Source organism: Bradyrhizobium cajani, assembly GCF_009759665.1.
Lineage (GTDB): Bacteria > Pseudomonadota > Alphaproteobacteria > Rhizobiales > Xanthobacteraceae > Bradyrhizobium > Bradyrhizobium cajani.
The window spans coordinates 12,415-32,163 of sequence record NZ_WQNE01000026.1 but is presented as its reverse complement, the minus strand read 5'-3'; the positions used below and the strand labels follow the sequence as shown (position 1 = coordinate 32,163).

The 19,749-nt window shown below is 65.2% G+C and carries 14 protein-coding genes; 9 read left to right on the top strand and 5 right to left on the bottom strand.

Annotated elements, in window-relative coordinates; all coding sequences use genetic code 11:
• The first annotated feature begins 175 nt into the window (after positions 1-175).
• Positions 176-1,870, top strand: a complete 1,695-nt coding sequence (locus tag GPL20_RS26515) for a methyl-accepting chemotaxis protein (protein ID WP_157333172.1) — start codon at positions 176-178, stop codon at positions 1,868-1,870.
• 135 nt (positions 1,871-2,005) lie between these two features.
• On the opposite strand, the gene GPL20_RS26510 is transcribed toward GPL20_RS26515, so the two are convergent.
• Positions 2,006-5,815 carry a YhdP family protein gene (locus tag GPL20_RS26510; protein ID WP_167533231.1) on the bottom strand — a complete coding sequence of 1,270 codons (3,810 nt, stop codon included), beginning with the start codon at positions 5,813-5,815 and terminating at the stop codon, positions 2,006-2,008.
• 204 nt (positions 5,816-6,019) lie between these two features.
• Here GPL20_RS26510 and GPL20_RS26505 point away from each other — a divergent pair, with 204 nt between their 5' ends.
• Together GPL20_RS26505 and GPL20_RS26500 are read left to right on the top strand one after the other, a co-directional pair.
• The gene (locus tag GPL20_RS26505) at positions 6,020-6,712 is read left to right on the top strand and encodes a peroxiredoxin (protein WP_157333168.1); all 693 of its coding nucleotides are present in this window, start codon (positions 6,020-6,022) and stop codon (positions 6,710-6,712) included.
• A 112-nt stretch (positions 6,713-6,824) separates the two neighbouring features.
• Entirely contained in the window at positions 6,825-8,192 is a 1,368-nt protein-coding gene (locus GPL20_RS26500; RefSeq protein WP_157333166.1) for a M23 family metallopeptidase, read from the top strand.
• Positions 8,193-8,397: 205 nt separating this feature from the next.
• Here GPL20_RS26500 and GPL20_RS26495 read toward each other — a convergent pair whose 3' ends face one another.
• Positions 8,398-9,711 carry a serine hydrolase domain-containing protein gene (locus tag GPL20_RS26495; RefSeq protein WP_157333164.1) on the bottom strand — a complete coding sequence of 438 codons (1,314 nt, stop codon included), beginning with the start codon at positions 9,709-9,711 and terminating at the stop codon, positions 8,398-8,400.
• Between the two features lie 268 nt (positions 9,712-9,979).
• On the opposite strand from GPL20_RS26495, the gene GPL20_RS26490 reads away from it, so the two are divergent.
• Positions 9,980-10,740, top strand: a protein-coding gene (locus tag GPL20_RS26490; RefSeq protein WP_167533226.1) for an IS5 family transposase whose coding sequence is annotated in 2 segments (ribosomal slippage) — positions 9,980-10,199 and positions 10,199-10,740 — 762 coding nt in all. Because the reading frame shifts where the segments join, the coding sequence is not laid out codon by codon here.
• A 289-nt stretch (positions 10,741-11,029) separates the two neighbouring features.
• Here the strand turns inward: GPL20_RS26490 and GPL20_RS26485 are convergent.
• Together GPL20_RS26485 and GPL20_RS26480 are read right to left on the bottom strand one after the other, a co-directional pair.
• The gene (locus GPL20_RS26485; protein WP_157333162.1) at positions 11,030-12,235 is read right to left on the bottom strand and encodes a DUF5666 domain-containing protein; all 1,206 of its coding nucleotides are present in this window, start codon (positions 12,233-12,235) and stop codon (positions 11,030-11,032) included.
• Complete coding sequence (locus GPL20_RS26480) at positions 12,232-13,125, bottom strand: DUF6502 family protein (RefSeq protein ID WP_167533225.1); 894 nt, start codon at positions 13,123-13,125, stop codon at positions 12,232-12,234. Before GPL20_RS26480 ends, GPL20_RS26485 begins: the two co-directional genes overlap by 4 nt.
• 127 nt (positions 13,126-13,252) lie before the next feature.
• On the opposite strand from GPL20_RS26480, the gene GPL20_RS38990 reads away from it, so the two are divergent.
• The 5 genes from GPL20_RS38990 to GPL20_RS26460 are packed head-to-tail and all read left to right on the top strand — an operon-like array spanning position 13,253 to position 18,754.
• Positions 13,253-13,414, top strand: coding sequence for a hypothetical protein (locus GPL20_RS38990; RefSeq protein WP_167533224.1), 162 nt, complete (start codon positions 13,253-13,255; stop codon positions 13,412-13,414).
• A gap of 8 nt (positions 13,415-13,422) precedes the next feature.
• Positions 13,423-15,351: a glycosyltransferase gene (locus GPL20_RS26475; protein WP_157333157.1), complete on the top strand. Its 1,929-nt coding sequence runs from the start codon at positions 13,423-13,425 to the stop codon at positions 15,349-15,351.
• A gap of 3 nt (positions 15,352-15,354) precedes the next feature.
• Complete coding sequence (locus GPL20_RS26470) at positions 15,355-16,095, top strand: ABC transporter ATP-binding protein (protein WP_157333155.1); 741 nt, start codon at positions 15,355-15,357, stop codon at positions 16,093-16,095.
• Entirely contained in the window at positions 16,092-17,471 is a 1,380-nt protein-coding gene (locus GPL20_RS26465) for a glycosyltransferase family 4 protein (RefSeq protein ID WP_167533223.1), read from the top strand. Before GPL20_RS26470 ends, GPL20_RS26465 begins: the two co-directional genes overlap by 4 nt.
• A gap of 11 nt (positions 17,472-17,482) precedes the next feature.
• Positions 17,483-18,754 (top strand): O-antigen ligase family protein, encoded by a 1,272-nt coding sequence (locus tag GPL20_RS26460; protein WP_157333153.1) that lies wholly within the window; start codon positions 17,483-17,485, stop codon positions 18,752-18,754.
• Between the two features lie 50 nt (positions 18,755-18,804).
• Here the strand turns inward: GPL20_RS26460 and GPL20_RS26455 are convergent, their stop codons facing one another.
• On the bottom strand, positions 18,805-19,716 hold the full coding sequence (locus tag GPL20_RS26455) for a DMT family transporter (protein WP_157333151.1): 912 nt from the start codon (positions 19,714-19,716) through the stop codon (positions 18,805-18,807).
• Between the last annotated feature and the right edge of the window lie 33 nt (positions 19,717-19,749).

Here is a 19,749-nt window from a genome sequence, read left to right as displayed (position 1 = left end):
ACGATCTGATTTTTTTAGTACATCGCCGCAGGCGTCGGTGCCTCGACTGCACACGCGTGTCTATAGCTGCGCGAATTGCGCCGCATGCAAGCACGCCGTTCCCTGCGTTCAGGATTGGTAAGAACTTCCTGATACGGCTACGCGAGAACAAGCCTTCCACAACCGCGAGGCCGTCATGACGCTGCTCAGTCACCTGAAGATCCGCACCAAGCTTGCCAGCATGGTCGGTCTCGCAGCACTCACCGTCACCGCCCTCATCGTCGCATCAGCCTATCTCAGCAAGACCCGCATGCTCGAAGATCGTGCGCGCCAGATGCAGACGGCGGTCGATCTGCTGCACGGCTTCGCGCAATCGCTTCAGGACGAGGTCACTGCCGGCAAGATGACGCTCGCCGATGCGCAAGCCGAATTCAAGCTGCGCGGACGGCGGATGAAGTTCAACGGCGGCCAAGGCTATGCGGTGGTCTATACCGCCGATTCAACGGTGATGATGAATGGCGGCGCGCCTCAGCTCGAAGGCAAGAACAACGGCATCAAGGATGCCAATGGCATCGTGATCGGCGATGCTACGGTGAACGCGGCCAAGCAGACGCCCGAGGGCAGCATCTTGTCCTATCTCTTCCCGCGTCCGGGTGAAACCGTTCCGGTCCGCAAGCTGGTGTTCACTCGCCAGTTCGCGCCCTGGAACGTCGCGATCGCCTACGGCCTCTATGTCGACGACATCGATGCCGACGTGCGTGCATTGACGCTGGAGCTCGCCGCCATCGGCGTCGGCCTGATGCTGCTGATGGCGGCGCTGTCCTGGCTGATCGCCCGCGACGTGCTCGGCGCGCTCGACCGCCAGAAGAACCGCATGCAGGAAATCGCCGACGGCGCCATCGACAAGCCGGTCGAGGAGACCGATCGCGGCGACGAGATCGGACGCATGGCCGAGACGCTCGAAGTGCTCAGGCAGACCGCTTTGACGGCGCGTAACCTCGAGGCGGAGCAGGTCGCGGCCAAGGCCCGCAACGAGCAGGAGAAGCGCGACGCCCTGATCGCGCTCGCCGACCGGTTCGATGCCTCCGTCGGCCAGCTCGTCGGCCTGATGGCCTCCGGCTCCGGCGAACTCGAGACCACCGCCAAGTCGATGTCGTCCACCGCCGAAGGCACCAATCGCCGCGCCGCCGTGGTCGGCTCCGCCGCCACCGAAGCCAGCCAGCGCGTCCAGACCGTTGCCGCCGCAGCCGAAGAGCTCTCCTCCTCCATCACCGAGATCAGCCGCCAGGTCGCACAGTCCGCGGAAGTCACCGGCCGCGCCGTGGACAGCGCCCGCCGCACCGACACCATCGTCCGCGCGCTGTCGGACGGTGCCCAGCAGATCGAGCATGTCGCCGAGCTGATCTCCAGCATCGCGGCGCAGACCAATCTGCTCGCGCTCAACGCCACCATCGAAGCCGCGCGCGCCGGTGAAGCTGGCCGCGGCTTCGCCGTCGTCGCCTCCGAGGTGAAGTCGCTCGCCAGCCAGACCGCGGAAGCCACCCGCGAGATCGGCGACAAGATCGCCCAGATCCAGGGCGCGACCAGGGAGGCCGTCGACGCCATCGGCGGCATCACCGCCACCATCGAGGAGGTCAGCCGCATCGCCACCTCGATCGGCGCCGCCATCGAGGAGCAAGGCGCCGCCACCGCCGAGATCGCCCGCAGCGTCTCGCAGACCGCGGAAGCCACCAAGGAAGTCACCACCAATATCGGCGGCGTCTCGACCGCAGCCAACGAGACCGGCAACGCCGCCGGCATGGTGCTCGCGGCGGCCTCGAACCTCTCCAAGCAGGCCGAGCAGCTCTCCGGTGAAGTCGGAACGTTCCTCGCGGGCGTACGCGCGGCGTAGGGAACGCGAACGTTTCAAGGGATCGTCATGCCCGGGCTTGTCCCGGGCATCCACGTTCTTGGGCACCGCGTGCGCGGATGCGCGTGGATCGCCGGGACAAACCCGGCCACGACGCCGGAGAAAAGCAGCGCGCGCCTATCGCCGCGCGGGGCTGCAACCGCTCGATAGCTGACGCGTCGATCCGGTCGATCCGTCGCTCGATTGCGACGGGAATTCGTCGAACGGCGAATTCTGCTTGCCGGTGTTGAACTCGAAGACCTTGCGGATCAGGCCCGGCGCCATCGCCGAGATCGGATTGACGCGCAACACGGGGGCCGCCGGCGTGCCGACGACCTCGTAGGTCACACCGATCAATCCCTCGTTGTTGCCGCCCCCGAGGAAGATGCCGAACAACGGAATCTGGCCGAAGATGTTGTTGACGCCATACATCGGCACGAAGGTGCCGCTCATGCACACCTGGTTGCCGGGATAGTCGATCGAGCCCTCGATGGTGGCGCCGATCATCGGGCCCTTGACCACGCCGTCGCGGATCGTGAGTGCGCCGTTCTGGCGCGTGAACTCGGCGCGGAGCGCGCTGAAGGAGATGCCATTGCCGGTGCCGTTGGGGGCCCCGGCGGCAACGCGCTCGAGCTGCGCCTCGCCCTTCACCGTGAAGTCGCGGACGTTGATCAGGCCCTCGCGCGAGGTGTTCGGCTCGGATGTCGGCGGCTCCATCGCCACCACCATCTGGCCGCCGACCGCCTTGGTGTAGGTGTCAGTGAACTTCAGCAGCGAGCCGGCATCATTGGTCTGGAGATAGATCACCTCGCGGTTGCCCTGGGCGCGACCACCGCGCAGATCCGCGGCCACGGGCGTGTCCTTGCCGATCCTGCCGCTCAGCGTGAAGGCTTTGACCGCGCCGTTGCGGCGGGACATCTTGGCGTCGACGCTGCGCATCGCCTCGCCGTTGAAACCCATGACGGCACCGAGCTTCACGTCGATATCGAAATCGACGTTCTTCATCTTGTTCTTGGCGTCGTCCTTGGAATTGCCTGAGATCGCCGACTTCAGGAAGCCGCGGCCGTCGAACACGTCGCCGCGCATCGTGCCCTTGACCACGCCGTCCTGGCCGCGCTCGACCTTCAGCGACGCCTTGTCGCCGTCGGACGGCGAATAGGTCGGGAAGCTCGCATTCATGAGGTCGCCGTTCGCGTCGACCTCGAGCGAGCCCTTGATCGAGGCGCCGCCGCCCTCGATGACGATGTCCTCGAAGCGCGTCGATTGTGCCGTCGGCACCACCTTGAAGGTAGCCTTGCCCGATTTGCCCGGCAGCTTGACCCATCCCGGCAGGATGTTGTCGAGCTTGACCGAGGTCAGATCGGCTTCGACGCCGAGCTTCGTCGTCTGGTCCGGGCCGCTCGCGATCTTGCCCGACAGCTTGATCGGCAGCGAACCGCTGACGGCGGGGCTGAGATCGAATCCCAGCCGGGCCCGGCTGGCATCGTCCAACGTCGCCTGCAATCTGACATCGGCGTCGCCCTCGGCCGGCTTGCGATAGTCGAGCGAGGCCGCCTGTCCGTTGATCTTGACGTCGCCCTTGACCTGGTAGCCCTGGTTGCTCGCGACGATCTTGAGGTTGTTGGCCTCCAGCTTCTGGTTCATCACCAGCTTGTCGGCGGCAAAACCGTTGAGGTCGGCGGTGACGGCATAGGTGGTGTCGGCCTTGGTCAGTTCGCCCTTGACCGGCATGCCGAGCTGGATGTTGGCCGAGAAGGTCCCCTTGCTGGTATTGGGATCGACGACAGTCGCCGACAGATCGCTCAGGCGATCGTTGGCGAGCATTTCGGCCGCCGCCGGCACGGGGCCGTCGACGCGGAACCTGCTCCGCGATGGCGACGGTTTGGGCGCCATGTCAGGCACCTCGAAGGTGAAGTCGGAGATCGTGACCTTGCGGCCGGCAGGCGTGTCAGCAATGCCCTGCCCGATAGTCACGGTGGCCGTGCGCCCGGTCACGCGCGCCTTCAAATCGGCATCGTGCACCACCGGCATGCCATCCACCGGGCGCACCGCGACGCCGCTCGCCACGATATTGACCGCAAGACCATCGTCGGGGATCGGCGGCCCCTTGCGCGGGAGGTTCTTCACCGGCGAATTGATGCCGATCTCGATGCGCTGGAGCGTGCCGCGCTCGATCCGCTCGATCACCCATTCGCGCAGTTCGGGAACGATGAGGGTCGGCCACATCCGCTTGAGCGCGGAGGCCGACATTGGCGTTCCCGCAAAGCCCAGCGTCAACCGCGGCTCGCCCGAATAGTCGATGGCGCCGGTACCGGCGACGCCGATCTCGCCATTGGAGATGTCCGCCTGCGTCAGCAGCATGCGCTTGTGGTCGGTGTCGAAGCGGAAGCCGATCGCGATGCGGTTGAAGACGAGCGGGGGTTCGTTGTCGATGCCGCCAAGCAGGATCGAGCCGCCGCTGAAGCCGAGCTGCCAATCATTGACGTTGCCATTCGGCGGCTCGAGGTGGGCCAGCAGCGTCAGGCGGTTCGCGCCGGAGAGAACCTTGAAGGGAGCGACCAGCACCCGCCGATTGGCGTCCCACTCGACGTTGATCTCGGCGGAGTCGATCGCCATCGGGTAATCGGGCGTGTCCGTGTCGATGATGTTGCCCGCGCCGACCGCGATCTTGCCGCGGAAGAAGGTCGGCACGCCGTCACGGCCGAGCTCGCCCTTGAGCTCGCCGGTCAGCGGCAGGTCGGCAGTATAGGTGAGATCCTTCACCCGCAGCGCAAGCAGGATGTTGGAGGTCGAGACCTTGTCGGCCTTGATGTCGACCGAGCGCACGCCGTTCTCGGCCGGGCCGATCGTGGCGCGCAGCATCCATGGGTGCGCGCCCTCCTCGCCGAGGCTGAGCGCGACGCCGCCACGGCTCGGCCGTCGCAGGCTGAGCGTGATGTTCTCGAACGCCCATTTGCTGCCGCGCTGCTGATCGTCGACGATCAGATTGCCGTTCTTGAGGCCGATCTCGTTGAGGTTCTGGCCATCGAGGCCGGTCATGCTCAGACTGTCGAGCCAGTCGAGGCCCTGAAGAATCCCGCTCTGAGCGGTCGGCTGCGCGGCTTGCGATGCGGCTTGAGATGGATCCTGGCTCGCCGGCCCCGTGGCGAAGGGCGGCGGCGGCACGCCACTGCGCGGGAATGTCGGCGGCAGGCCGGCATCCTTCTTGGACGCAACGCCGGTTGCCAGCGGCTTTGCGGTGTCGCCGGCCGAGACCGTGACGGTGCCGTCAGGCGCGATGCGGATCGCGAGCTCGGCATCGACGAGATTGAGGCTCTCGGCGCGCAGATGGCCCATCAACAGACCCACCCCGGACAGCTTCACCTCGGCCTTCGGCGCACTGGCAACGATGGCGTGGTCGCGGTCGCGGACGATGATGTCACGGATGCGCACGGCGATACGAACCCGCCCGGCCCGCTCGATCTGGGTGCCGCCGATCTCCACGGTGTTGCCGTGGCCGATATTGTCCTCGATGGCGGCGGCCAGCCATGGTGTCGCGATATCGAGATTGATCGGACCCGCGCCGAGCCGCCACCACAGCGCGCCGAAGCAGCCGATGAAGATGACGACGAGGGCACCGACGACGACGACGAGCCGCTTCAGCCAGCGACCGCCGTCCAGCCAGCGACGGAACGACCCCAACCCGTCACCGAAGCGATGGAATCCCGAATTGGAACGCGACAACAGCCGGCGCGCACGATGGCCCGCCGCCGCTTCCTGATCCGGATCCCAGTCGGCTTCGTCCCATTCCCGCGGCTCAGATTGGCCGCCGCGCCGATCGAAATCCCGATTGTAGTCCTGGGGCGACGTATTCCTTGCCATTGCCTCTCGATACAGGCGCCCGTCAAAGGGTTGAGCGCCGCCGGGACCGCAGCCGTCGACGGGGAGCGAAGCCCCCTGCGCCGGCATTGCCGCCATACCTCGAATGTTCCTGCTGTTCGTCATTTCGCCCCGGGAGCGCGTTCAACGAGCAGTGGGGTGGTGCGTGGAATTCCTTGTAACCATACTCCGGCGTCGTCAGACTTGCCCAGCCGAGGGCGCGATTCCGGCACACCGGACGAGAGCTGCAATACCGCTTTGGTTGACCCGCCGAAAGCGTCGAAAGGAAGGCGTATGTCCAAGAAATCCCGAAAGAAATCGTCCAAAACGCCCTCCGGCATCGCAACGGCTAAAAAGAAAGCCCCGAAAGCACGGGCAACGACTCAAACAAAGTCCGCGAAAACACAGCGGACACCGGCACGCAAATCAACCGCGACCATAGCAAAAGCAGCGTCGCATAAGGCCGCATCGAAACGGTTAACTTCCTCCAAATCGGTCCCGATCCCCGCGGCGGCAGCGAAGGCCACCTTGGCCGAGGGCCAGAAGGCTCCCGCCTTCCGCCTGCCCCGCGACGGCGGCGATGTGGTCACGCTGGCGGACCATGCCGGCCAAAAGCTCGTCCTGTTCTTCTATCCCCGTGCCGACACGCCCGGCTGCACCAGGGAGGCCATCGACTTCACGCGCCTCGCGGAGGCCTTCACTGCTGCCGGCACGGCCGTGCTCGGCATCTCTGCCGATCCGTTAAAGGCTCAGGAGAAGTTTCGCGACAAGCACAAGCTCGGCGTCCCCCTCGTCTCCGACGAGACCCACGAGATGCTGGAGGCCTATGGCGTCTGGGGCGAAAAATCCATGTATGGCAAGAGTTTCCTTGGGATTCTTCGCACCACGGTGCTGGTTGGCGCCGACGGCAAGGTGGCCAGGATCTGGCGCAATGTCAGGGTCGACGGCCATGCCGACGAGGTGCTGGAGGCGGCAAGAAGTCTTTAACCAGCCCTTTAAATTCGCGTGTTCCCGTTTCCGGAAAATTAACCATGACCGGCCCAGATTGCTGCGGCAATTAGGCCGCAAGGACCCCATCCGACCGGCGCCGGGAGTGCCGATGTCGAAAAGTTCTGCCCAATACTCGCAGTACCCCCAGCATCATCCTCACGACCACGGACGGGCCTTCCACCGCCGTCCGGGCGCTGCCACGGTGGCAGCCGCGCTTCCCCTACCCTCAACGGACGACGACTACACCATTGTCCACGCCGGCAAGCAGGTTCGCTTCGGGCCCGTGGTATTCTGGATCGTGGTCGGGACCGTCGTGCTGCTCGGGCTCTGGTCGGCGGCGACCGCCACCTATTTTGCCTTCCGCGACGACGTCCTGACCCGGCTGATCGCGCGCCAGGCCGAGATGCAGTATGCCTATGAGGACCGCATCGCCGAGCTGCGCGCCAAGGTCGACCGTACCACCAGCCGCCAGCTGCTCGACCAGGAACAGTTCGACCAGAAGCTCGATCAGATCATGAAGCGCCAGACGGCGCTGGAGTCCCGCGCCACGGCGCTTGGCGCCATGCCTGACGTGACAGGATCGATTCCCCGCGCGGCGCCGCAGCGCGGCGACGCCGGTCAGGGCACGGCGCAAGGCACGCCAAAGCCGTCGCCGATCAGCGACACCGTGATCTTCGTGGCGCCCCCGGATCGCGAAGCCCGACTCGAGTCGCGTGCGCCGGCCGTTGCAGCCCCGCCGGTCAGTCAATTCGCCAGGAACCAGAGCTTCGACAATGTCCTGATCCGGCTCACGACGTCGCTCGATCAGGTCGAGCGACGCCAGATGGCGGCGCTCAGCGCCGTCGAGGAAGGCATGGATTCGCGCATGCGCCGGATGCGCGGCGTCGTCAGCGATCTCGGCCTCAATCTCGCCAGTCTCGAAGCTGCCGTGCCGCGCACCGCAATGGGCGGGCCATTCGTGCCGGTGAAGCTCACCGCCAATGCCGGGCCGTTCGAGAAGCAGCTCAACCGCATCAACGTCACTCGTGCCGAGATGGACCGTCTCAATCGCACCCTTGCGCTGGTGCCCTATCGCAAGCCCGTCATCGGCGAGGNCGAGTTCACCTCCGGCTTCGGCGTGCGCAGCGACCCCTTCCTCGGCCGCCCGGCGATGCATACCGGCCTCGACTTCCGCGCCGCCACCGGCGACCCCGTTCGCGTCACCGCCAACGGCAAGGTGGTCTCAGCCGGCTGGTCCGGCGGCTATGGCCGCATGGTCGAGGTCGATCACGGCAACGGGCTGTCGACCCGCTATGGCCATCTCTCCGAGATCAACGTCAAGGTCGGCGAAATCGTGAAGATCGGCCAGGTGGTCGGCCTCGTCGGCTCGACCGGCCGTTCCACCGGTCCGCATCTGCATTATGAGACCCGCATCGAGGGCGAAGCGGTCGATCCGCAGAAGTTCTTGCGCGCCGGCGTGCGCCTCAGCGCGGGCTAGGCCGTGTACCCATAAACCCAGCGGCGTGATGCGACGAACACAATGTCCGCATTGCCCCTATAGCGGCCGAGTTCGTGCGGCAGCGCAGTATGATAGGCCAGAAGCAGACCTCGCAGCTCGGGCTGCTCTTTCATAAAGAGATTCCGACGTCGAAGGCGGAGTGATCTCTCTTCCCCTCTCCCACAAGAGGAGAAGGAAGGTGGCGTCACCCGAACTGCGCGACCACGGCCGACCACAGACGCCAGATTTCGGGGGACTTTTCATCGACGGCGGTCTGCACCATGACCAGCTTCGAGGGCGGATCAACGAGGATGCGCTGCCCGAGGTGCCCCAAGAGCGCGAATTGCCGTCTGCTGCCGGGAAACAGGTAGACCTGATAGCCGTACCCGAACCCTCCCTCGGCTTTTGCCAGATACGTCTCGGAGGCGCGCACCGTGGTCGCATCAATCATCCACTGTGCAGGTATGATCTGTTTGCCCTCCCACGCTCCGTCGTGGGCCAGCAGACGGGCGAGCCGCGCGTAGTCGCGCAGTACCGCATTGAAGAACCCGTGCGCTACCTCACGGCCTTCCGCATCAATCAGCCATTTGGCATCCGCTTCCGTGCCGATCGGCTGCCAGACTTTTTCCTGGAGATAGCCGCACATTGATTGACCGGTCGCGTAACGCAGCACGAGACCAAGCACATCCGTCTCGATGCTGGCGTAATGGAATCGCGTCCCCGGCGGCGCGATCCTTTGGTTGAATTGCGCGATGCTGGCAACGGTGCCTTTTTGGGAAAACCAGTGCTTGCGCACCATGTCGCCCCACAGGCGATCGAGGTCGTCTCCGCTGCCTTTCGCTTCGTCGTTCTCTTCACCGAACTTCACACCAGACGACATGTGCAGCAGCGCGCGGATCGGGGTTGCACCGTATTCCGTGCCTTTCAAGCCGGGAACATAGGTCTCCGCAGCATCGTCGATCGACTTGACCGCGCCTTCCGCTGTCGCGATCCCTATCAGCATGCCGGTGATCGATTTTGCCATAGACTGCGACATCAGCCGGTCTCGATCGGTGCGGCCGTACTGATAGCGCTCGACCAGAATCCGGTCATCCTTGGCGATCAACAGGCCCGTCACCGGATTGCGCGCCAGATAATCCGCAAGCGAAGCGCGGTTTCCTTTGTACTGGTAGCTGACATCCGCCGGCGTTCGCTTGAATGGCCAGGCCGTGGCCGCGCGATCGACGTGACGCGTCGGGAATATCTCATCGTAATGACTGAATGCGCCGACGCGGTATTTTGGCGAGGCCGGATTGCCGGGCTGGTAGATCTGCCACCGGTCCTTGATCGGGTAGTTCTCGCCCGCGCCGTAAAGTTCGGCGTCCGGGCCATCAGCGAAAAAGGACGGGCCACCACCGATTTCGGTAGCCCAACTCCATTTCGCCGACGCCGCAACGCAGGTTGCCGCAAGTCCCGTCAGGACAGAGCGTCGCGAGAGTGCTTTCCCGGCGCCGGTATCAGGCTTTGAAGGACTTCTCATCGCTCATTGTTCGTAGCGAAAACTATTTCGCCAAACTAGAACACTCCCAGATTTAACTTAGCACTCACCAGCGGGTCCAATTTAGTCGAATTGCGCCCGGCGTCATCATCCAACTTGTCCACTTGAGGTCTTTTTCGACGGATTCAACGGGGGTTGTCGGCAGGTCAAAGTCCGCTTCTGCCCCGTGAGCGCCGAACCAAGGGCCGGGCCAGAAGCCTTGCGCTTGGACCGACCCGCGTGATTCAAACTCCCAAACTGGGGTCGAATCATGCGCTACGAACTCGCCGACTATGAATGGCTTGCCATCAAGCCGATGCTGCCGAACAAGCCGCGTGGCGTTCCTCGGGTAAACGATCGACGTGTCCTCAACGGCATCTTCTGGGTCCTGCGATCCGGGGCACCTTGGCGCGATTTGCCGGATCATTTTGGCCCTTACACGACCTGCTATAACCGTTTCGTCCGCTGGCGGCGGGCTGGTGTCTGGGCCGCATTATAGACGCACTTGCCGCTGCCCACGATGCCGCTGTCCAGATGATCGACACCTCGATTGTCCGAGTGCATCAGCATGGATCCTGCATCACAAAAAACAAGCTCCAATCGATGGGACGGTCCCGCGGCGGCTTGACGAGCAAAATCCATGTGTTGGTTGATAGCAAGGGTCTGCCGGTACGGCTGGCGCTGAGCCCCGGTGAAGCCCATGACGTGCGACTTGCCGGAAAACTGCTGTCTCGTCTGAAATCCGGGTCAATGTTGCTCGCCGACCGTGGTTATGACGCCGACTGGATCAGAGAACTTGCAATGAAGAAGGGCGCGTGGGCAAACATTCCGCCGAAGTGCAATCGCAGCGATCCGATCTGCTTCAGCCCGTATCTCTATCGCGCTCGCAACCAGGTCGAGCGGTTCTTCAACAGGATCAAGCAATGCCGTCGAGTGGCAACACGCTACGACAAGCTGGCAGCGAACTACCTTGCTTTCGTTCAGCTCGCCTCAATCAGGCTATGGCTTCGCGTTAATGAGTCCACGCCCTAGCCCGCTCGAATGCGGCCAGCGAGGAACGGCCAAGGCAAATCTTGAGCGAAGTCTGCAGCGGGTCAAAATCCGAAGAACTCACGTTGAGCACAATTGGTCTGCTATGCTCCCGGAAGCAAACTTCCCATCCGGCCATTTATGAATACACGCCCTAAAGCATGATCCGGAAAAGTGCGCAGCGGTTTTCCGGAAAGATCATGCTCAAACGACAACCTAAAGCGCCATGACTATTCATCTTAATCTCATCGCGCTTTAGGCTCGCGCCACTTTCTTTCGGCACAGCACCCCTTCAGCGCCGGCCGCCACCCATCCCGCCTCCGGGACCGCCAAAACCGCCACCACCCATTCCACCTGGGCCCATGGGTCCCATGGGACCGCCGGGCGAGCCCGGCCCCCCGGAGCCCGACGGACCGCCCGGCCCTGTCGGCGCGGAGCCGGGCGTCGCACCGCCGTGAGATCCCGGCATGGGTGCCCCCGGTGCAGCGGATGGACCGCCACCCGGCGTGGTGGCGCCGCGATTTGGATGCAGGATCGAGCCGCCCGGCGAGCGTCCGGGATTGCCCGCTCCGCCCGGCGCCTGCCCCGACGATCCAGGGAATTGACCGACGGCCTGCGCCGAATCCACCTGGAAGCCGCGCGAGCGATCGAACATGCCGTTGACCACCATGCGTGCTTCGCCCGCGGCAGGGCCGAAGCGCGAGCTGTCGCGGGCGATGAATCCGGAGCCGAGCTGGAGGTTCGCCCCCACGCGCTGCACATAGGCCTCGATCGAGAGCCTGTTTGCGCCGACGAGATCGGAAAAATCGTCGATCCGCGTGCGCGCGGCCTGCATCGCCCCCTGACTCACGCGGCCTTCGATCTGGACGCGCTGACCAACCAGCAAGGGATCGACGCCGTTCAGCCTCAGTCCGCCGATGCGCAGGCCGTCCGGCCCGCGCTCGACCAGACCCGTGACGCGCGCAGCCGCATCGCGGCGCGGCTCCACCAGGCTCGCGACGATCAGGCCGTCGGCCCGGCGCAGGCCGTAGACCGCCACCTGCGCTCCCGCACGAAGCTTGCTCTCCTTGTCGCTCGCGACGATCTTCTGACCGAGCACCGTCAGCTCGTTGCCCTTCACCTGCTCGATCGGACCTGCGACCTCGCTCGCAATCGTGATGTTGCGCGTGACGAGCGTGCCGTCGGCCTGACGTGTTGCGACCACGCGCGCGAGCTGGCCGATGCGCAGCGCCCTGGCGCTGGTGGCTTCGCCGTCGATCCGGACCGGAACGTCGCTCGCATAGGTGATGCGCTCGCCATTGACGTAGATGCTGCCGAACCGCTGGATCACACCGACGATGCCGGTGCCACCGATGCCATGATCATCGCCGCGCGTGATTCCCGTGCCGCCGATGCCCTGATCGGTGCCGCGCTTGACCTGTGCGCGGGCAATGGCCGTGCCCGCGAGCCAGAATCCGGTCAGCAGCAGACGCCGGGAGATCAGGGGCGGCCGGCTCATGAAGAACCACCCTCTTTGCCGCCCTGCGTGCTACCGCCTTCCTTCGCCTCGCCCGCTTCGTCGGCGTCCTGGCAATAGATGTAGATGCCGAAATTCCAGCGGGCGTCACCACCCTTGTCCTTGGCGAGCGCGCGGTTCGCCTCGCGGTTAGCCGTCTTCAGGGCGTCCATGGCGAGCTCGCGCGAGCGTGCCTCCAGGCGCCTCGCCAGCTTCGGCGAGATGTTGTTGTAGTGCACCGCGCGTTCGAGGAAGCGCGGTGCCGGCCCCAAGACGTTCTCTGCCGCCGCCGCGATATGGTCGTGGAGATTGCGGCCGAGATAGTGCCATTTGCCGTCGTCTTCGCCGCTCGGAACGAAGGCGGCCTCGACCAGCTCGATCTCGTCATCATCGTTGATGGTGACGAGCTTGCGGTCGATCCATTCGTCGAGCACCGCGCGGGGGCGCACGTCCTTGGTGACGGAGGCGACGAGCAGCTCGAACGAGGGCGCATCGCCCTCGGCGGTGCGCGGCAGTGCCAGCGGCTCGCCCTTTGCGTCGGTGAATTCCGGCGCGGCGATCCAGCGCGCGATCACGGCGCTCGTCAGCGAGACTGCCGCCGGCGCCTCGTGCACGGGCGCGCCCGCGCCGCGCAACCGCGCCACCTCCTTGCGATGGATGCCGGTCAGCAGGCTGACGCGACTGTCGGTCTGCTCCTTTCCTTCCAGCGCAAAATCGTGCTCGGCGACGTTGACGAAGAGCTCGCGGAGCAATTGCGCCAGCGCCGGGAAGGTCATGCCGCTGCGGATGCAGAGCCGCACGAGCGGGCGCAGCAGCCGCGCCAGCGGCGCGTGCAGCTTCGCGGCGGCATTGGGCTGCGGAGCCGCTGCCTTGGACCCGGACTTGGCATTCATGTCTGAAGTGTAACGGCGCCTTGCGTGGGACACAATCCCACTTTTTTCGCTTTGCCAATTGACGTGGTAAATTTTCCCACATATACGGGACACCACTGAGGGCGCGACGTAGAAGGGATTCACACCCATGGCCGACCGCTTGGTCTGCACTTCCAGTTCACTGCGTGCTCTGCCGGCTCCCGATTGGGGGCGCGGCGCAATCGAGCCGATACTGCCCGCACTTCTGCGCGGCGTGATCTTCATCTCGGTGCTGTCCGCACCGTTCGTCGCAGCGCTTCTTGCAGGCTGACCGCCATCATGCATCACACCAACGACAACCCGCGCCGTCCGTCGGTGCTGCACATCTTCAAGATCTATTATCCCGACCTGTTCGGCGGCACGCTCACGGTGATCCGCGATATCTGCGCGAGTCTGAAGGATGCCTTCGCCCCCGCCGTGCTGGTCTGCTCGCAATCGGCCGAGCGACGCGAGATCGTCGTCAACGACGTGCCGGTCGAGCGTGTCCGCTCGCTCGGCAATCTGCTGTCGCTGCCCGTCGCGCCCACCTATCCCTGGCGGCTGTGGCGCAAGATCGCCGAGCACGATCTGCTCGCCCTCCATGCGCCCTTCCCGCTCGCCGATCTCGTTTTCGCCTTCGGCTTCGGCGCCGGGCGGCCGCTGGTGGTGCATTGGCACGCCGACATCGTCACTCATGCCGGCCTGCGCTGGTTCATCGAACCGCTGATGCGGCGGACGCTGCGCCGCGCCAAGGCGATCATCGTCTCGGACGAGGTGCTGGTCGACAGCACGCCGCTATTGCGCGAATTCGAAGATAAATGCCACGTCGTACCGTTCGGCATCGACACTACGGGCTACGACTGGCCGAAGATCGAGCCACACCAGGTCAATGATCGCGGCCGACTGGTGCTCGCCTGCGGCCGGCTGGTTCCCTACAAGGGCTTTGACGTGCTGATCCGCGCCGCGGCCGCGCACAATTTCGAGGTCTGGATCATCGGCGAGGGCGCCGAGCGACCGCGGCTCGAGCAACTGATCCGGGAGCTCGGCCTCGGGGAACGCGTCCGGCTGCTAGGCTCGGTCAATGATTGCGAGCGCATCAAGCTGATGTGCCTCGCTGACGTCTTCGTGATGCCGTCAGTCACCAATGCCGAGACATTCGGCCTCGTCCAGCTGGAGGCCATGGCGGCCGGCCGCCCGGTCGTGAACACGGCGCTCGACACCGCGGTGCCGCGGGTCGCCCGCCACGGCATGGAGGCGATCACCGTTCCGCCCGGCGATGCCGCGAAGCTGGGTGAAGCCATCGACACCCTGATCCGCGATCCCGAGCGCCGCCGCCGCATGGGACTTGCAGCGCGGACGCGTGCCTTCAACCGCTATTCGGCCACGGCCTTCAAGCAAGGCATGGAGGCCGTCTATCGCGACGCCGTCGCCGCGCCACGCGAGGCGCGATCGGCTGCTGCCGAGCCGCCGCAGGCGGCGGGATGGGTGGACACCGTCCGGATCGCGGCGGCGCTGGCCTGGTCCGACATGCGCCACCGCTATGTGCGCTCGCTGCTCGGACCGTTCTGGATGTCGCTCCAGATGGCGATCGTGGTCGCGGTACTTGGCTCGGTGATCGGCCAGATGTCGAACGCCGATGTCCTGTCGCGCCTGCCCATGCTGGCGCTGTCGATGACGGCCTGGACCTTTCTCAACAGTGTCGTCCTCGATGCCACCACGGCGCTTCAGAACTCCGCGAGCCTGATCCGCGACCGGGCGCTGCCGCCGGTCATCTTCCTCCTGCAATGCACGTTCAGGCAGGCGCTGTTCGCGCTTCATAACGCCTGCGTGCCGCTGGTGCTGTGGCTCGCCCTGACGCCCCACGACCTCTCTCACGCGCTGGCGGCGCTGCCCGGCCTCGTCCTCTTCGTGGTCTGCACCTTCGCTCTGAGCCTCGTCCTCGGCGCGATGGCAACGCGCTACCGCGACCTCAAGCCGATCATCGAATCCACATTGATGCTCGCCTTTCTCGCCTCGCCCATCATCTGGTCGTCGGAGATGATCAACCATCGCTCGACGGTGATGCGGATCAATCCGCTGACGCATCTGTTCGCGGTGTGGCGCGAGCCGCTGGCGGGCGGCCATGTCGATCCGGTCAGCATCATCTATGTCCTGGTCGTGCTGGCGCTGCTGATCTGTGCGAGCGTGCTGACGCTGGCCCACCTGCGCAAAGCCGCATTCTGGATCTGACGCATGGTCTCGATCAGCCTTCGCAACGTCTGTCTCGACTATCCGCTCTACGGTGCCTACGATTATTCGCTGAAACGGCGGCTGCTCGGCCATCTCATCCGCGAGCCGGGTGAGATGCGGATCATCCGCGCCGTCGACAACGTCGCGATCGAAGCCGAAGCCGGCGCCCGCATCGGACTTGCCGGCCCCAACGGCTCCGGCAAGTCGACCCTGCTGCGCCTCATTGCCGGCGTCTATCCGCCGAGCAGCGGCAGCGTCGCAATCCAGGGCAATATCATGCCCCTGCTCGGCCTCAACGCCGGCGTCAATCTGGATTTCGTCGCCGAGGACAACATCGCGCTGCTGCTGCGGATCAGCGGCCGCAAGCCGACCCGCAGCGTGATCGACGAGATCTGGGCCTTCACCGAGCTCGAGACGCGCATGCAGCGGCTGCCGCTGCGGATGTTCTCTTCGGGCATGCTGATGCGGGTGCTGTTTGCGACCGCCACCGCGTTTCCGGCCGACATCCTCCTGCTCGACGAATGGCTCAGCGTCGTCGACGAGCACTTTGCGGAGAAGGCGCAGGCGCGGCTCTTGAACCTCGTGTCGCAGGCGGCGATCGTGATCATCGCCTCACACGACCAGCCGCTGTTGCGCCGCACCTGCACCAGCATCATCAACCTCGACCATGGCCGCATCGCCTCGACTGTCACGGTCGAGCCGCCGTCGGCACTTCCTTTCGAGCTCCGCGAGAAACGCGCATGAAGCAGAACATCCTTGTCGTCTCCGAAGCGCTTGGCGAGCCCAACCACAAGCGCGGCATCTTCCACTTCACGCGCGAATTGATGCGCTCGCTCGCGGCGGAGGGGCACGAGCTGACGCTGCTGGTGGAAACCAATCGGCGCTATCGCAAGTTGCATCGGCGCGAGCGGCGCACCAGGCTGTTTCCGGCGCAGTCGCGCAACATCGAACTGCTCGCCCTCTACCGCTTCCTCGACGAGATCAACATGAGCGAGCCAGTGACGCGTAACGGCTTGCGGCGCACGCTCGACTGGCTTCGCCACAAGGCCACCATGTCGGTGTCGTGGGATTATGTCCTTTGCTTCCTGCGCGCCGTCGGCCTGCGTGGCCTACACGCAAGGCTGATCGAGAACAGGACCGCTGCGCTGGAATACATCCCGCCGGACCTGCGCCATCTCGAGCTGTTCCGCGACTTCCAGCTCGAGCCCGGCTTCTACAGCTATCAGGACTCTTCGGCCTTCTTCCTGCTGCCGCCGCCGCGGGTCGACGCGCGCGACTACGACGTCATCGTCGTGGACACCCCGACCCGGGTGGCGATCAGGCGCAGGCCCGATGCCAAGGTGATCTGCGTCGTCCATGATTTGTTGCCGCTGACCGATCTCAAGCTCAGCGATGTCGCCACGCGGTTGTTCCTGTCGCGGCTCCTCACCAGCCTGCGGCAGGCTGACGAGCTCGCCTTCGTTTCAAACTATAGCATGATGCGGTTCAGGGAACTGCTGCCGCAATTTGCGCACCTGCCGGCGCGGGTCGTGTATCCCCGCACCCGGTTCGACGCCCCGGATGTCCTGCACCTGCCAGCCCCGTCGGGGCGTCCGGGGCGGCCGAGCTTCGTCGTCATCGTCTCGAACGAGCCGCGCAAAAATGTCGCCACCGTCGTTCGCGCCTTCCGTGGCGTACCCCACGCCGATCTCGTCGTGATCGGCTATGCCGGCGAGATCAGCCGGATGCGCAACCTGCCCCAAAACGTCCGCTTCGCCGGCTATGTCGACGAGCACGAAAAGGCGGCCCTGATCGCGGAGGCGCACGGGCTGATCATGCCGAGCCTTGCCGAAGGTTTTGGTGTGCCGATCATCGAGGCGCTCGCTGCGAACACGCCGGTGCTGTGCTCCGACATCGCCGTGTTCCGTGAGGTCGCAGGCGAGCTCGCCGACTATTTCGATCCGTTCTCGACCGATTCGATCGCAGCTTCAGTCACCCGCGTGCTGACGCGGCAGGAGGAGTGCCGCGGCAAGATCCGGGCGAGGCGCCACGAGCTGGCCGAACGCTTCGGCTACGAGACCCAGGCGCGCGATTTCCTCGGGCATGAGATGCCTAGGGAATGCCTGGTCGCAGCGCAGTAGGCGTCACCCACATGACTGCCGAACCCGTGGCATGGCCCGGCCCGCAAACATTGCGCGACCGATGGCAGGCCTTCGGCAATTCCGCCGCGCTGATCCGCACGGCAGACGTGCTGGTCATCCTGATCGCGGCGTCGCTGCCGTGGTCGACCACGGCGCCTTCGATCTTCGTCGGGCTCTGGCTGATGGCGGTAACGCCGACCATCGACTGGCGCGCCTATGCGCGCGATCTCACGAGGCCCGTGTTCGTCCTGCCCTTCGCCTTGCTGCTGCTCGCGCTGCTCGGCACGCTATGGTCGGACGGCGACTGGCCGGACCGGCTGCATGCGATCAAGCCGGTAGCAAAGCTCGTGCTCATCCCACCCCTGCTCTACCATTTCAGGCGGTCGGAGCGCGGCAGCGAGGTCTGCCTCGCCTTTCTGGCCTCCTGTGTGCTGCTTGCAGTCTATTCCTGGATCGTGCTGCTCGATCCCGCCTGGAAGATCACCGCCACCGCGTCGGCTGGCGTTCCCGTCAAGAACTACATCGACCAGAGCCAGGAATTCACGCTCTGCGCCTTCGCGCTGGCGCTGCCTGCGCTGACATTCTGGCGCAACGGAAACGTGGTCGCGACAGCGGCCTGCCTGGCGCCGATCCTGCTGTTCGCCACCAACATGGTGTTCGTCGTCTCGGCCCGTACGGCCTTGTTCTGCATTCCGCTGCTGCTGGCCCTGTTCGCCTGGAGGCATTTGAGCCGGCGGGCAGCACTGGTCCTGCTCGCCGGCGCGGTTGCCGCGAGCGCGCTCGCCTGGACCACGTCGGCCTATCTGCGCCAGCGCATCACGGATATCGCCGTCGAATACCGCCACGGCCATGAGGACATCGGCCACGCCTCGACCGCGCAGCGGCTGACCTATTGGCGCAAGGCGATCCATGCCTTTGCCGAGGCGCCCTTGATCGGCCACGGCACCGGCTCGATCAAGCGACAGTTCGAGCGCGCCGCCACGAGCGAGAGCAAACTCGATGCGGAGGTCGTCAGCAATCCGCACAACCAGACCCTCAACGTCGCGATGCAGTGGGGCCTGCTCGGCGTCATCCTGCTCTACGCGATGTGGATCGTGCATCTCCGCCTGTTCCCGGGCAACGGCCTTGCTGCCTGGATTGGCCTCCTCGCCGTCGTGCAGAACATCGCGAGCTCAGTGCTCAACTCGCATCTGTTCGATTTTCACGAGGGCTGGATGTATGTGCTCGGCGTCGGCGTTGCCGGCGGTACGGTCCTCAAGGCAAGAGCCGGCCGCCAGCCGTGACCGCTGCTGCGCTCGTGGCCTGCCCATTGAAGCGCACCAGCGGCCGGGACCTACACGCCGCGCCGCCGCAGATTGAGAATACGTCCGTCGATGACGAGCAGCGCGCTGCCGATGACGATTGCGCCCGCGATCTCGCGCGCCGAAATCGGCTCGCCCAGCACCAACCAACCCAGAAGGATGGCGGTGACGGGAATGAGCAGCGTCACCAGCATCACATTGGTCGCGCCCGAGCGCCGCAGGATCTGAAAGAACACGATGTAGGCGAGCGCCGTCGACACGCCGGCCAGACCAAGCACCGCGAGCCACGTCGTCGGGCCGGGCATCGGAAGACGCCACGGCTGCTCCACCGCACCGGCGACGGCTGCCATCATCACCGTCGAGGCCATCAGCTGAAACGTCGCCGTGCCAAGCGGGGCTGCGTCCTTCAGCAGCCGTCGCGCCGCCAGCGCCGCGAGGCCATAGCTGAAGGCGCCGCCGAGGCAGAGCAGGATGCCAAGTCCCTGCCCGGCCCTCGTCTCGAGGCCCCATCCGCGCAGGATGATCACGCCGAGGAGCCCCAGCGCCACCCCGGCCACGCGACGCATCTGCAACGTCTCTTCGCCTGCGGCCGCCATCACGATGACCGTGAACATCGGCGCCGTGGCATTCAGGATCGACGCCAATCCGCTCGGAATGAAGGTCTGGCCGATCACGATCAGCGAGAACGGAATGGCATTGTTGAGCAACCCGATCGCAACGAATGGCCTCCAGCCGGCAAGGCCGCTGGGAAAGCCGATCCCCTGCATGCGAAGCAACGGCAGGAGAATGGCGGCCCCCAGCGCGACGCGCAGGAACACCAGCGTCAGCGGCGGCAATTCCCGCAACCCCGCGCCGTTGAAGAAGAACGAGCCGCCCCAGAGAATCGAGAGCACCGCGAGCAGCGACCAGTCGCGCGCGTCGATCCGATTGTCGGTAACGGGCATGGCGTCTCATCTCGGTGGCCGGGCCTGCCGACT

Excerpts from the sequence above, each read along its gene's own strand:
- GPL20_RS26470 (WP_157333155.1), top strand. The coding sequence starts at position 15,355 with ATGGTCTCGATCAGCCTTCGCAACGTCTGTCTCGACTATCCGCTCTAC.
- GPL20_RS26475 (WP_157333157.1), top strand. The coding sequence starts at position 13,423 with ATGCATCACACCAACGACAACCCGCGCCGTCCGTCGGTGCTGCACATC.
- GPL20_RS26495 (WP_157333164.1), bottom strand. The coding sequence starts at position 9,711 with ATGAGAAGTCCTTCAAAGCCTGATACCGGCGCCGGGAAAGCACTCTCG.
- GPL20_RS26515 (WP_157333172.1), top strand. The coding sequence starts at position 176 with ATGACGCTGCTCAGTCACCTGAAGATCCGCACCAAGCTTGCCAGCATG.
- GPL20_RS26510 (WP_167533231.1), bottom strand. The coding sequence starts at position 5,815 with ATGCCGGCGCAGGGGGCTTCGCTCCCCGTCGACGGCTGCGGTCCCGGC.
- GPL20_RS38990 (WP_167533224.1), top strand. The coding sequence starts at position 13,253 with ATGGCCGACCGCTTGGTCTGCACTTCCAGTTCACTGCGTGCTCTGCCG.
- GPL20_RS26465 (WP_167533223.1), top strand. The coding sequence starts at position 16,092 with ATGAAGCAGAACATCCTTGTCGTCTCCGAAGCGCTTGGCGAGCCCAAC.
- GPL20_RS26485 (WP_157333162.1), bottom strand. The coding sequence starts at position 12,235 with ATGAGCCGGCCGCCCCTGATCTCCCGGCGTCTGCTGCTGACCGGATTC.
- GPL20_RS26505 (WP_157333168.1), top strand. The coding sequence starts at position 6,020 with ATGTCCAAGAAATCCCGAAAGAAATCGTCCAAAACGCCCTCCGGCATC.
- GPL20_RS26480 (WP_167533225.1), bottom strand. The coding sequence starts at position 13,125 with ATGAATGCCAAGTCCGGGTCCAAGGCAGCGGCTCCGCAGCCCAATGCC.
- GPL20_RS26455 (WP_157333151.1), bottom strand. The coding sequence starts at position 19,716 with ATGCCCGTTACCGACAATCGGATCGACGCGCGCGACTGGTCGCTGCTC.
- GPL20_RS26460 (WP_157333153.1), top strand. The coding sequence starts at position 17,483 with ATGACTGCCGAACCCGTGGCATGGCCCGGCCCGCAAACATTGCGCGAC.